This is a genomic window from Rhodopirellula maiorica SM1 (genome assembly GCF_000346295.1).
Classification (GTDB): Bacteria; Planctomycetota; Planctomycetia; order Pirellulales; family Pirellulaceae; genus Novipirellula; species Novipirellula maiorica.
On sequence record NZ_ANOG01000582.1, the window covers coordinates 1 to 13,242 of the forward strand.

9 protein-coding genes and 1 tRNA gene are annotated in these 13,242 nt (G+C 53.1%); 7 read left to right on the plus strand and 3 right to left on the minus strand.

Annotated elements, in window-relative coordinates:
- A partial coding sequence (locus tag RMSM_RS42745) for a hypothetical protein (RefSeq protein WP_040767981.1) occupies nucleotides 1-248 on the plus strand: 248 nt, incomplete at its 5' end.
- Here the strand turns inward: RMSM_RS42745 and RMSM_RS18530 are convergent.
- Nucleotides 249-1,928 (minus strand): alpha-keto acid decarboxylase family protein, encoded by a 1,680-nt coding sequence (locus tag RMSM_RS18530; protein WP_040767983.1) that lies wholly within the window; start codon nucleotides 1,926-1,928, stop codon nucleotides 249-251.
- A 307-nt stretch (nucleotides 1,929-2,235) separates the two neighbouring features.
- On the opposite strand from RMSM_RS18530, the gene RMSM_RS43445 reads away from it, so the two are divergent.
- From RMSM_RS43445 to RMSM_RS18555, 4 genes are all read left to right on the plus strand, one after another.
- Nucleotides 2,236-2,682, plus strand: coding sequence for a proteasome accessory factor PafA2 family protein (locus RMSM_RS43445; RefSeq protein WP_008699602.1), 447 nt, complete (start codon nucleotides 2,236-2,238; stop codon nucleotides 2,680-2,682).
- Between the two features lie 46 nt (nucleotides 2,683-2,728).
- Entirely contained in the window at nucleotides 2,729-4,063 is a 1,335-nt protein-coding gene (locus RMSM_RS18535) for a proteasome accessory factor PafA2 family protein (RefSeq protein WP_008699604.1), read from the plus strand.
- Between the two features lie 322 nt (nucleotides 4,064-4,385).
- A tRNA-Leu gene (locus tag RMSM_RS18545) sits at nucleotides 4,386-4,470 on the plus strand.
- A 1,278-nt stretch (nucleotides 4,471-5,748) separates the two neighbouring features.
- Complete coding sequence (locus RMSM_RS18555) at nucleotides 5,749-6,930, plus strand: SHD1 domain-containing protein (RefSeq protein ID WP_040767991.1); 1,182 nt, start codon at nucleotides 5,749-5,751, stop codon at nucleotides 6,928-6,930.
- A gap of 1,116 nt (nucleotides 6,931-8,046) precedes the next feature.
- Here the strand turns inward: RMSM_RS18555 and RMSM_RS18565 are convergent.
- The gene (locus tag RMSM_RS18565) at nucleotides 8,047-9,198 is read right to left on the minus strand and encodes a dipeptide epimerase (protein WP_040767993.1); all 1,152 of its coding nucleotides are present in this window, start codon (nucleotides 9,196-9,198) and stop codon (nucleotides 8,047-8,049) included.
- Nucleotides 9,195-10,214, minus strand: a complete 1,020-nt coding sequence (locus tag RMSM_RS18570; protein ID WP_236622199.1) for a C40 family peptidase — start codon at nucleotides 10,212-10,214, stop codon at nucleotides 9,195-9,197. Before RMSM_RS18570 ends, RMSM_RS18565 begins: the two co-directional genes overlap by 4 nt.
- 1,178 nt (nucleotides 10,215-11,392) lie before the next feature.
- On the opposite strand from RMSM_RS18570, the gene ppk2 reads away from it, so the two are divergent.
- Nucleotides 11,393-12,262: a polyphosphate kinase 2 gene (gene ppk2, locus RMSM_RS18580; RefSeq protein WP_201767052.1), complete on the plus strand. Its 870-nt coding sequence runs from the start codon at nucleotides 11,393-11,395 to the stop codon at nucleotides 12,260-12,262.
- A 63-nt stretch (nucleotides 12,263-12,325) separates the two neighbouring features.
- Nucleotides 12,326-12,958 carry an adenylate kinase family protein gene (locus tag RMSM_RS18585; protein WP_008699618.1) on the plus strand — a complete coding sequence of 211 codons (633 nt, stop codon included), beginning with the start codon at nucleotides 12,326-12,328 and terminating at the stop codon, nucleotides 12,956-12,958.
- Nucleotides 12,959-13,242 lie beyond the last annotated feature (284 nt).

The window sequence follows — 13,242 nt, forward strand, 5'->3', positions numbered from 1 at the left end:
CACGGACGCGAGTGCGACTTCGACTGACTGTTAAACGCAACGTCGTTTACTTTCGCCCCAACGAGGTGGCGTTTTTAGCGGAGCGGCGCAAGCCGCCCGGTCTAAACCGAACGTTTTACTCGCCACAACCGGGCGGCTCGCGCCGCACCGCGACAATTCGTTTTCGTAGTGGGACTCGCCAGAGTTCCCGGTGCCAGATGAATTTCATGGCGGAGCGGCGCGACCACTTCCGCTACGAGGCCAGCTGACTACCCCACCGATTTGCTCAGACGTTCGGCCAATTTTCGCAACGTTTGACTGGCGTCGTTTTCTTTCAGCTTTGCCTGGATCAGATGAGGCGAATCGTTCTCGTTCCACGCTCGCTCGAGCGCATCAATATACTCGGATTTGGTCTGCACCAAATGGCTCACTCCACCTCCATAGACTTTCATCAGATCGCCGTAATTCCACTTCGCGATCTCGTTGTACTTCCATTCGCCCTCGTGCAAATACCGTTCGGTGCCATACCCGTGGTTGTCCAGCAATATCACGATCGGATTGTGTCCCTGACGGATCAGCGTACTCAATTCTTGTCCTGTCATTTGAAATGCACCGTCGCCGACTAGCACGACGATTCGATGGTCCGGCTTGGCCGTTGCCGCCCCTAATGCCGCGGGAATGCTGAAGCCCATCGATGCGTAATAGGCCGGACTCAGAAATTCACTTTGCTCGTGGATGGTTAATTCTGTCGCCGCAAACAATGAATCGCCCACATCCGCAATCACAATCGTATCCTCGTCGAGACGCTTGTTCAGCTCGCGAATCATCCAACTGGTTTGCAATAAATCGGTTCCCGCTTCGTCGGCCGACTCGGTGTTACGCGGCGGGATCAAGTTCGCCGTGTTGCGTTCGGTCGTTTGGGGCGCGGCGTCTATCAGCCCTGTCAAAAACGCTTTCAAGTCAACATCGTGGAAATGATGGTGCGATATTCGTAACGTTTCGCTTGTCACCAAAATGCACCGCCCAGGATCTAATTTCGCTGAGAAAACTCCTAAGTTGATGTCAGTCAAAAACGTCCCCAACAGCAAGACACAATCACTCTCTTCAACAAATTGAGTCACCTGCGGGTCCCCAATCGCCCCTTCGTACAATCCAATGAACAACGGGTGACGTTCGCTCACCACACTTTTGCCAAGCATCGTGGTTGCGATCGGAATATTTGCGGATTCAGCCAACTGAATCAGTTGTTCTTGCAATCGGAACCGATGCATTTCCACTCCCGCCAAGATGACAGGGTTCTTTGCCTTAGCCAATCGCCGCACCGTTTCTTGAATCGCTTCCTCAGTCGCCTCCTCGCTGTTCTGAAACGTCACGCCGGTGTACCCATGAGTGACCGGTGGCACGACGTGGACCATATCACGAGGCACATCGATATAGACTGGACGTTTGTAGCGATCGCATGCGTCGAGCACCCGATCGATCTCGGAGAAAGCGGTCAGCGAATCCGAAAGCTCCGTGCCAGCAATCGTAAACTTTTCGAACACGTCAATTTGCGTGCGAAAGTTGCGAACCATATGATGCAGCAATGCGCCGGTACTGCGTTCCTTGATCCCTGGTGACCCCGAGATCACCACCACCGGCGATTTTTCGGCGTAGGCGCCTGCGATTGAATTGCAAACGCTTAAGCCGCCAACGCAATAGGTCACACACAACGCTCCCATCCCGCGTATGCGTGCGTAGCCGTCGGCGGCAAACCCCGCACAATCTTCGCGGGTGCACCCCACCACGTTGATTGGACTCTTTTCCAGTTCGCTGTAGAGTGACAACACGTAATCGCCCGGAATACCGAACAAGTCGTCAACACCGTAGTCACGTAGTCGCCGGACCAAATACTGACCGATCGACACATTCGCCGTGACTCGGCGCGGGGCTTCCTTTGACACACTCATCGCAGTCTCCCTTGAAAAACGAACTCAGAAATACGAATCAGGTCGCGGCGTGTATCCTATTATACAAAAGCGGACTGCAATGGCCGCCAAATTGCCCCCCCACTCCCCACTCCCCACTCCCCACTCCCCACTCCCCACTCTCCTTCACTCCTTCACTCCTTCACTCCTTCACTCCTTCACTCCTCACTCCTCACTACCCCCTCCCACCCCGGTCTATCTCCTCAATAAACTACCCCCTAGAATGTGACGCGGCGGGTCGGCTACGTTTTCCATCACTCCCAGCCCTCGGTTTTCCAAAGTCACGCTTGTGAATGCACGTGCTTCCGCTGACAAACGCCCCCCCGGCACGACGGTTCGACCTCAGCGAACCACCGCGCTCGTTTCGCGATTGATGGGGATGGAAACCGAATACGCCACGCTGGCGGTCGACCCTCAAAACTTGTCGTCCGAGGATCTACCGGCGTCTCTGTTTGTCTACGAGCAGATCTGTGAAGCGATTCGCCGCGATCAACCGACCGCCAAAGGACTGTTCGACAGCGAGCAGATGTTTTTGGCCAGCGGCGGCGCGGTGACCTTTGAATCCAACCCTGCGATGCATGATCTGCCCGGCGGGCTAATCGAAATCGCCACGCCGGAGGTGCGAAGCCCCGAAGAGCTGCTGACTTGCCAACGGTCGATCGATCAATTGGTGGCCGATGCCACCGCCGAATCAGAAACCAGTTACGATCTCCGCGTACTAAAAAACAAGCTCTGATTCCTATTCACACATCTACGGCTGCCAAGAAAACTACGAGGCCGTCGTGGCCACCGGCATCTGGCTTGTGATCTATCGATTGTTTGTCTGTTTGTTGTGGATGATGCAGGTCATCAGTTTGGTCGTCTCGGTACCGCTGCTGTGGTTGATGTTGTCGATTGGTTGGATCGCACAGCGACGAAGCCGTTTGCGGTCGGCAACCGCCGATGCCGATGACCATGGTTCCAATGACCATAGTTCCAGCGATCACAGCTCCGGCGAATTTGATCCCGAAGCAATGGACGAGGACGATTCGCCGACCGAACGCGATCCGCAAACGACCTTCGATGCGGTCCCGCCCCCCGTGGCGTGGTTCTTCGTAGCCGCACTGCGATGGATTCATTTCCCTATCGTTCTGGTGCTACGCTTTGTCGCCCGGCACATCGCGTTTCGTCCTCAGCGTCGTTATCTAACAGCGCTGCTGGCGTCACGGTTAGCACTTTGCGGTTCTGGCTCACTTGACTACGAGGGACGCTATCGACTCAGTAGCAAGGCGATGGCGATCGATACGATCGCGGATATGGGAAGTTTCAGTGGCGAACGGCCTGTGTTTGTCTATGGACATTGGCTGAGTCATTACTGCGCTAAAACGTTTCTGTCGTTGGCGTCCACGCGAGTCATGTTTGCGCAGCGGCAACGACTACAAATCGGGTTGTCCGATTCCAACATGGCTGATCACGCCGAGTACGTAAAGTTTGCTTCGGTGTCATTGGTACTGGACATGATCGAAGCCGGAGTGGTAGCGGACTTGCCCGTACTGAAAAACGGTGTCGCCTCGATCCACCGCATCGCAAGCGATTGGAATTTGGTTTCGAGCGTGCCCACGTCGCACGGTGAATTATCGGCACTCGAAATCCAAAACAAGTATTTTAAAGCGGCGAAGCAGTTTGTTGCCGGCACATCGAACCAATGGCTTGGCGAATCCGAAACGGTACTGCAGCGATGGGAATCGCTGATCACAGTGCTGGCGGCATTTCGGCGAGACCACACAGAAACGAGTGAGGCGGTCGGCCGAGTCGATTGGATGACGAAGCAACAATTGATCGATGCGCTTGGCGATAAGGCCGAGTGGACCGAGAAAAAGAAGATCGACTTGCGATACCACGAATTGTCTGCGGACGGTTACTTCCAGCAGCTGGTCCGGGCAAAGCCTGAGGCGATCTTCGTGAAGCAACAAAACGTTGATCGCCGTCGTCGATCGCCGCCATCGGGATCGCCTGCGGCACGACGTGGCTGGATCATCCGCGAGTTCGCCGGCGGTGACGAGGTGCTGCATACCGACTGGGCGTACGCGATGATTGGCCACGGCCGCAAGCGGAAGCGAGTCAACTTTGATTTGTGAGCGGCAATGCGGGTCAAGTCGTAGCGAAAGACGCCAAGACTTTCGTCCAAGTGCACAGCGAAAGTCGCCGAAATTTTCGACGTTTTGCAACCAGAACAAACCTCCCACGCGAGTTCCGCGTGCCCAATTTCGGCTGTCACACACTACGAGTGGGCCAGGAAATCGCAGGCCCGATGCAGGTTATTTGGTCGTTAAAACAGGCACAAACGGTATTGAAATGGGAGGGAATGGGAATGCGAAAAAAGGAATCGGATTGGGGGAGTTGACGAAATCGGCCGATAAAGCAAAACTCTGCATACTGCTAAGCGAAAGCACGACAAGAGCGGCCGTGGCGGAACTGGCAGACGCGCTAGGTTGAGGGCCTAGTGGGAGTTAATCCCGTGGAGGTTCGAGTCCTCTCGGCCGCATCCAAAAAGCCCCGTAGTTCACGGGGCTTTTTCATGCGCGGATCAAATCGTGCATCGTCGGCAATGCCGGCGGAATGGTCAGCAAGTGACCCTGTTTTACCACAATTACCTGTTTTAGATGCGTCCCTTCGCAGCCAGTCAAATGAAGGTAGCGATACCACGGTGGGGGATATATCAATGGGAACGGGGGCGTCTCTTTGCTGAGCAGAGACGGTGATGCGGATGCGGGCGGCGTGATAACTAGTGCCTGTCTAACAGATCCAGCATCCGGTCCGTAAAGCGTTCGAATTGCGGTGAATCATCAAATAGCTGGCAACGACCATCGCTGCGGCTGATGATGTGGTAAATGACGCTCTCGTCTTGCCGTCGAGGTTGTCGTGGCACCATAGCCCTTCGAAAGATCAATAGCGGGAAACTTCACTCCAGCCCTCTTGCTTGATAAAGCCTCAGGGCACCCGCCTAACCCGAACTCTGCGATGAGCGAAGTCTCCACCGCAGCCGCCTGCGTGCGAGGCATTGGCAGGATGATTACGTGGCAAAATGATTTTCAGGAACAAGACGGGATGGGTTCTTAATCATTTTGCCTCTCAATCATTCTGTCATCACTCTTTTTGTCCAACCAAGCTTCTTTCAAACTTGGCGAGGTGTGTGATTGCTGTCGCCGCTGCCGCGGCTTTCAGATTTGGTGGCCCCGCGTTCCCCATGCTTACGCATGGGGCTAAGTGCTCTCGCCGCTGCCGCGGCTGATGATGCACGATAAACCGCTAGCGCGGCTTTGGGTTTTGTAAGGTGTCGTGGAAGGAGAACTCAGGAAGAAACGCCAAACCTTTTCAATTTCCCTACCACCATCTTCCTACCAATCATTGCGTTGTGGCGGAGAGATCGCTGTTGTGCGTGTCATTGGACCGCAACTCGATTCGAGCCGTTCCCACGCCGATTCGCGATCGTAATGTTCGCCCTGGTCGCTTTGAATATCCACGAGCTTTTCCTTGCTTATGGAGTTAGTACTTTGGGTCCTTTGCCGGTTCGATGGTTGCAGCCACCGAGCCGTTCTTTTTTTCGGATACTGCGGGAACCGAATCCGCTCGATGTGTTGATGTGTATCGGTTCCCTCGACCAATCGCCAAACGGTGAGACCAGTTGTTTGCGACAACTTTTCCGACGATAATACCTGTAACGCCTGCAAGACCAAAGCATAGTTCATCTACTATTTAGCCTGCCCCCAACTGATTTGAGCTATCCTCAGAAACCTCCGTCTTACCCCAACTAAATAAGGCAATGGCAAACACACAACGAACGGTCATTGTGAAGTCAGCACCGAATGGATTGGCATTAGCTGGATTGATATTCTCAGTGCTAGGGTGGTTCACATGCGGATTGCTCTGCATACCAGGTGCGTTTTTTTCGTTACTTGGATTGTTTTCCAAAGGCCCCAAAGGAACCGCCGTCGCTGGACTCATTGTCGGGTTCCCTGGAGTAGCCTTTTTCATGATCTTCGGTCTCGGAATCATCGGAGCGTTGCTGGGCACTGGTTCGGCGAATCAACAAGCTAATCTGGAGGCTGTAAAACAGAGACCAAGCACTAGCGACCTAACGCAAAATGAACCACTCAGAACGCCAGACGTGTTGCCTGACTCGACCGAAGAACTCAGCGTTGCAATTGACAGCGAGATGCGGCGGTTGACGGAAAAGTACAAACGCGAATTGGCTGAATACGAAGTTTTGCAAAAAGAAAGATCAAACGCTCTTGAATTGATCGAACAAACAAATGCACTCATCGACAAGCATCAATTAGATCGCCCAAGACTGGTCGACTACTATCCGAGAAATTGGAAAGCGGCAGCTGGTGATTACACGACTAAAGCCGAATTCGTTAGCACCGATGGTATTAGCGTATCTCTACGGAAAACGGATCTTCAAATCGTCACCGTCCCCATCGCGAAACTAAGCAAAGATGATCAAGATTACATTGCCAAGTCAAAGTCCGATCGTGAGGCGTTTGAAGTAGACGAAACCAGCTGGCAAACTGAAAATAATCGTCTCAAGAAACTGCTGGCCGATAGTATGCTAATCGTTGAAAGCGCTACTTCAATGCCTCCAAACATGCCAGATCTTGATGAAATCACACGGAAAATTAAATCCGCGAAGGACGCAGCAGCTACAGAAAATGAACGAATTGTGAAATTAGAGCAGCAAGCGTTGGACAATGCGAAAAAGGAAGCCGCCGAGCGAGAAGCAAACCGCGTCAGACTGACCAAGGTGACCTGGGCCAATGTTCGTGAAGGCATGACCTACAATGAAGTAATTGCGATCATAGGCCCGCCAAGCGAAGAGTTAAGCAGTAGCGAAATTGGCGGTATCCGAACCGTGATGTACAAGTGGGACGGTGTATTTTTGGCAAACGCAAACGCAATGTTTCAAAACGGAAAACTTATCACTAAAGCGCAATATGGTCTTTAGCCTTCCTGCTCGAAGAACGGTCGATCAGCGAGGCATCCATCATGTTGATGTTCGAGTGTAGGTTGTGCGACACGCTGGCCGAACTCTTGCGAATCCTTGACGTTCTGAGCAATGCGACGCGAGAGAAAACGCCTCATCGTGCGTACCGGGTTGCGCCCCGTTTGCAACAGGCCGCCGCGGGAGAAAAGATGAAGATGTCAAAGAACAAAGTCAAATGGCTCAGGTCTCTTTGGTGAATGGTCCCAACGCTAAACTGGAGTAAAACAACGCTACCATCGGCCGCCGCAAGGCGGCCTCTTTCATAGACGGACAAATTAAAGGGGATGGGGGCGTTTCTGTGCTGAGCGGTGGAGCGGATGCGGTTGTCGTTGCCTGTGCTGTGGGTGCGAACGGGGCGAGTCTTGATCCTTGGTTCGCGAAACATTCATCCGATCCGTAAAGCTTCGCAATGCAATGAATTATCAAATAGCGTGCGACGACCATCGGTGCGGATAATGTCGTGGCAAATCGCAGTCTCGTGCTACAGTCGACGTTGTCGGGGCACTTCCCCCTTGCGCAAAAGTTCTCACTCCAGTCCTTTTGTTTGACCAAGCCTCACCGCCCCCATCAAAACCGAATCCCCGACTCAGCGCCGACGAAGGCCCCCACCGCTGCCCCCGTGCTTGTGGCATTGGCAGAATGATCACGTGGCAAAATGATTTCCAGGAACAAGGCGGGATGGGTTCTTAATCATTTTGCCTCTCAATCATTCTGCCATTGATTTTCCTGCCATACCAACAGCCAACCCGGGTAGGAAGGAATCATGGCGTAGAATTCCGTTGGCCGTGTGATCGCTAGCTCCGGTTGAATGTCGGAACCGTGGCTAGCGCCAAAGCGGCTAATCGATGGAAAACCTCCTGCATTCGCATCCATTCAGCCATTTGCCAGGAGTCGTCAATGGATCCGAATAAACGACCGGGCCGTTGGCCTTACGGTTCATTGATTTTCTTGGCCCCAGCCCGTTGGGCTGGGCTAGGTAAACTTCCGGGGCGTTGCCCCTCGATACAAAAGCGCAACTTCTGAACTTCCGCCTAAAGCTACATGCATCCCCGCTACCGTGGCTGGTGGGACGAAGCATTAGGCATCCCGCTTTCGGATCCCAATGCCAGGCCAGTCGCTGAGTGTCAGCTTGCCATCGATCACCTTTACCCCCTCGTAGAGATCATTGGTAATGAGAAGGTTCCCATCCAGATCGGCCCAGTCCACGAGTGGCGATAATTGTGCGGCCGCCGACACGGCGCACGAGGTCTCCGTCATACATCCCATCATCACCTTCATATCCAGTGCTCGGGCCACGGTGATCATCTTCTGGGCCTCGCGCAAGCCAGTACTCTTCATCAACTTGATATTGATTCCTGAATACACGCCTTGAAAGTCGGCTACATCGCCCAAACGCTGAAACGCCTCGTCGGCAATGATGGGAAGCGGACTTTTGGACGTCAGCCAAGCCAAATCATCCACGGCGGTCTTCGCAAGCGGCTGCTCCACAAACTCCGTGCCCTGCTCTGCCAACCAGTGCACCATCTCCAATGCCTTGTGCTTATCGCTCCACCCCTGGTTCACATCGACATAGAGGGGTACGTCGGTCACGGAACGCACCGCGTCGATCATTTCCCGGTCGTTGCCTCCCCCCAGCTTGACTTTCAACACCTTGAATCGGGCAGCCTCCTTTGTCTTTGTTTTCACCATTTCGGGAGTGTCGATTCCGATGGTAAACGAGGTCATGGGGGTGTTTGCCGGATTGATCCCCCACAGCTTATGGAGCGGCTTGTCTAGCAGTTTGCCAACCAGATCGTGCAGTGCAATATCGACGCAGGCCTTTGCCGCGCGGTTGCCTTCATCCAGCGAGTCCACATAGGCGAGAATATCATCCAACAGAAAAGGGTCCTTGAATTGCTCCAACTTCACTTTGCTCAGGAAAGCCATCACCGACTGCTGTGACTCTCCCAAGTACGGAGGCATAGAGGCTTCCCCATACCCCGTCACTCCCTCGTACTGAATCTCGGCGAGCACGACGGGGGTGGTGTTCCGAGAGTTTCCAGCGACGGTAAAGGTGTGTTCTAGTTGCAGTTCATAGGGCCGGAAGCTCAGACTCATGTTCCCGTTCCCAATCCGCGCCGGTGCGGGCGATGCGGAGCCATCCTTTGCAGTACACCGGGTCAGTGGGAATGCAGTCGCCAGGGACGCCAATCCCAGACCGCTTAGAAAGGCTCTTCTTCCGCTCTTCATTCGCCGCTCCTGATGATTTCATTGTAAAAGGCATTCTTCGCCGTTGGACGGAAGCCTTCATAAGGCTCGCCAACAATCCTAACCGCTTTCACGAACATTGCCGGATAGCTCTCGATGAAATTGGGTTTTGTGTTGTCCATGCTGTTGATGCTGACCCGTTCTCGGTAACCCGCGGAATGAATATATTCGCCCCCGCCAATGTACATGGCCACATGGCTCACCTTCGGCTCTGATCTTTCGGATCCCTTGCTGCCGAAGAACAGTAGATCACCTGGCTCAAGGCCGTCCGAAACAAAGTCGGTCGTCAGTTCCCTGCCGATCAAGGCCTGCATATTTGCATCCCTTGGCAACTGCATTCCATTCATGAAATAGACGTTGCAAATCAGTCCGCTGCAATCAATGTTCTTGGACGACGTTCCTCCCCACAGATAGGGAATCCCATGGAACTTCAGCGCTGTCTGAACAAGATTTTCCTGCGAGGTATTTTGATGAAAGATCGCCTCCGACGAAACCAGCTCGTGACTACGTACCCACCCCAGGCGTCCATCGGGGTACAAGACCTGGGTGAACCCAGCCTGCTCAGAGACTTTGCACAAAATGTTCCCCATCACGAGGTCACTTACCGGCAACGATTCGATATCCGGGGCACTGTAAGACAGTCCAGACTGGACCTTATAAATGACTTTTTCGGACTTTTTGTATGTCGTCAGTTCCTGTCGATTGACACGCTGCACTTCGGCTGTATTCACCCAGCCGAGGTATCCGTCGGGAACTTGAATCAGACACTTTCCTCGCTCAGTTTTCAGGATCCGCACCGGGGTGCCCAACAGGGCCTGAGTCACAAGTTCCTTGGTGCTGCTCGGTTCACGACGCAAATGGATCACCGAATTGTTCACCAGTGCATTGACAATTGATCCCGTCTCATTTTCGGGAAGCAAAACCAATCCGTTAACTACCTCTGGAAATTGCCGCTGAAGGGCTTGCTCAACCGCATCATACGTCTTCTGGCTGGACAAGTTTCCTCGCACCTGCCAGGTCCCTTGTGCGGCATGAACCCGAACATCCCACAGTTCGATTCGAGTGTCAGGTGCATGCGTTTCTCTCAGCGAGTCCAACAGTTCATTCAGCTCTGAAATGGCTTGCGTCGATGGCGCGGCAAACGCACAAGCGAGCAAAAGCGGCAACAGCAGGATCATTAAGTTTGCTCCGCAAATTGGGTGGCAGATCAATTCACCTCAGGACGACCATTCCGCGAGCCAGCGAGGTGGACTTTTTTAACGCATGAACTCCTGGGTCCAGCGGAGTGACGCAAGCAATGTGAGCGGTGCGCTTACTCACTCCACGCTATAGGATACTGAATCCACTGGTTCAGGCCGAAGTCTAGTCTATACAGACGGCAATCGTCGTGTGAGCCCGACTCCCCGAAGGCGTCCATTTTGTAATTGCGTGGCATATTAGGCCGGACATTTCGCCTACAAAAAGGACGAATCTCCAGCCAACTCGTCGAAGGTCAGCAGAAAGGCTGCGAAGCTGGCTAAAGAATTGCTGACGGTCGAATCGGACTCATCAATGCATTGCCTACCGTTTGCAAACCGCAGCCTTTCACTAATCATTTTGCCCCCAATCATTCTGCCATAATTCTTCCAGCCAAACCAATCACCATCGTCGCCCTCGGTGACACAACTCCGTGGCTCCGTCGACACTTAATTCCCACGCATCCAATCTGCGACGCAAAGGTGCGAAGAAAAATTCATAACGCTGAACCATTTCTCACCGTTCAAAGTTGCTCGTGACGCGGCGCATGCAAACGGGCATAAAGCTGATTCGGTAAAATTGGTTGCTGTGATTAGCGGCTTCGCACTTGGTTGACAGTTGACCTTTGCTGTAGTGCTATTGCATGGTCAATGCATTATGGAACAGCGAACCGACGCCGTTTTCTTCCCACTACTTCGTCGTATATCGGCGAAATGGTTTTACTCAAACGAGTACGTGCGAGGTGCCTGGAATGGCAGCACGTTGCTGAATCGTAAAGCATGTCGATCCTCCGGCGGCTGTCGTTTTTGTGCAAATTGGCACATATGCGGCTCATTTGCACACTTACCTCTAATTCGTTCACTGGTATGGAAACTGCATCGACTTTGCAGTCAACGAATTTGTCTGCGACAGTGAACCTGATTTTGAGAATTGCCTTCTCGTGAAAAACAAACAGAAGAAGAATGGGCACCAAGGTAGTACAGCCGTGTGCAATCTGGTCGTCAATGGAACCGGTGATGTCAAAGCCAAAAAGCACCGCATTGATGAAAAGACTTACGAGAAGGAACTGGCGCGACTGCAGGTCGAACTCGTCAAGATGCAGGAATGGGTAAAACACGAGGGGCTGAGAGTCACGGTGGTTTTCGAGGGACGCGACGCTGCCGGAAAAGGTGGTGTAATCAAGCGAATCACGGAGAGTTTGAATCCGCGGATCTGTCGTGTCGTGGCATTAGGAACGCCAACCGAACGAGAGAAGCGAAGTTGGTACTTCCAACGATATGTCGCTCATCTGCCATCCGCAGGCGAAATCGTGCTGATGGACCGGAGCTGGTACAACCGCGCCGGCGTCGAACACGTGATGGGATTCTGCACCGATGCAGAGTATCACGAATTTCTGCGATCGTGTCCCGAGTTCGAACGGATGCTGGTGCGATCGGGAATCCAGGTGATCAAATATTGGTTTTCGGTGAGCGACGAAGAGCAGGAACGAAGGTTTCAGAAACGAATGAAAGATCCAACCCGAAGTTGGAAGCTGAGCCCAATGGATGTTGAATCGCGTTCATGTTGGATTGAGTACTCCAGGGCAAAAGACACGATGTTCGCTCACACCGACATCAAGCAAGCACCGTGGTACGTCGTCAAGGCCGACGTGAAGAAGTGCGCGCGATTAAATTGCATTACCCATCTTTTGAGCATGATTCCGTATAAGGATCTAACGCCCACGCCACCTAAATTACCGCCGCGCCCCACCGAAGGCGCCTATGTTCGTCCACCGCTGGAAGATCAAACGTTCATTTCGGAAATCTGGTGATCCGCTACTTCCAATGACGACTCTCAATACTTGTTGAACACTTGTTACTGTCCGAGGCTATTTGTGCACAAATATGTGATCATGGGCGTTCAGGGATGTGGAAAAGGAACACAAGCCGCCTTGCTTGTCAAAGCCTTCGATTTGGTCCACATCAGTGTCGGAGATATCTTCCGCTGGCACATCAAAAACCACACAAAGTTGGGCGCGCAGGTGAAGCGGATCGTTGCCTCGGGAAATTTAGTCGGCGATAAAGTCGTGGAACGCATTGTTCATCGCCGTCTGGACGAGCATGATTGGAACTTTGGTTTTATTCTCGATGGTTTTCCACGCAGCGAGTCACAGGCGAGGTTCTTTCTTGAAAGTTATGACATTGATGCGGTGATTCACATCCAAGTGCCCGATGAAGTGGTGCGAGAACGAGTGTTGTCGAGACGTTTGTGTAGCGGATGTGGCTTGGATTACAACCTGATCTCGCATCGCCCCGAGGTTCAAGACATTTGCGACGTGTGCGGTGGCGGACTTGTATGCCGCCCCGATGATAACTCCGAAGCGTTAGCAGGTCGATTGAACGATTACCACACGAAGACCAAACCCGTTCTGCGACTATTCGAACGCAAAGAATTAGTGCTCAACATCGACGGCACTCTTCCGCCCGACGCGATGCAAGCCCAGATACGCTCACTGCTTCGCGTCTGACTCTGGCAACGGAACTGGCAGCCAACCCCTTGCCGTATCCAAGGCACAATGCGGTGGAACATGGCGCATGGAGCGAATCTGTACAGATAAATTTTCATTCGCGACCACCGCCGCGGCGAATGTTGGAACTTTCGCGTAGCGGAAAGACGCATGTGACTTTCGACCGACGGCCAGTCACCCCCTGTCGAAACTCTTAACAGTTTTCTGCGATCGCGACGCTGCGCCGGAGCGATCGCTGCGACAACTTCAAAGCTTTGTTGAACCCCGTTGGGGTTCCTGTTCTT